Raw genomic sequence first — 653 nt, 5'->3', positions numbered from 1 at the left:
CCTCTGTGCCGTCGAGGTCGACCAGACGATCGCGATCGGATTCCGCGTCGTGTTCGGTCAGCTCGTCGGTGAGCATCGCGCCGTACGAGCTGCGGGCGGCTGCCGCCGCGTCCGATACGTAGGTGCGCGGGTCGTCCTCGCCGTCCACCCGAACGAGGCCGAACCACGCTTCTTCCTGCTCGATGTAGACGAGCACCGTGTCCTCATCGACCGCGGCCCCCCGGGCCAGCTCGGTCAGATCGGACAGGGACTCGACGTCGTCGAGGTCTGTGTCGCTCGCTTCCCACCCGTCTTCGGTGCGCGCGAGCAGTGCGGCGAAGTACACCGTGACTCTCCCACTGGTCATAGGCGTGCCGGGACCGACGGGGCAGCGCCCCGCCACTCGGAATCGTGGCAGAAACCAGCGCGCCGCGAAGGGTCTTCCGAAGTGCGTCGGGCGGCTCTCTGACGCGTTGTCACTGACGGATCATCCCTGGAAGCGCTCGGTGATCCGGACGTACGTTCGGTAGTTCGGCGATCACTCAGCGCGCGCCCGACCGGTGCGCGCCCGCTGCTCAGCCGGGGTGTGTCGGGGCGTCGTCGGCGATGGGTGGGGGGTGCTCGGCGGGGTCGGCCCGCGCGCCGCGGCGGCCGGCCTCGCGCGACCGGACGTC

General features: G+C 70.4%; 1 pseudogene. It reads right to left on the bottom strand.

The window, feature by feature from the left end:
- A pseudogene (locus KUM32_RS38740) lies at positions 1–325 on the bottom strand (hypothetical protein); the annotation flags it as partial.
- Positions 326–653 lie beyond the last annotated feature (328 nt).

This window comes from Streptomyces sp. AC627_RSS907 (assembly GCF_019049165.1).
This window is presented reverse-complemented; position numbering and strand designations above follow the sequence as displayed.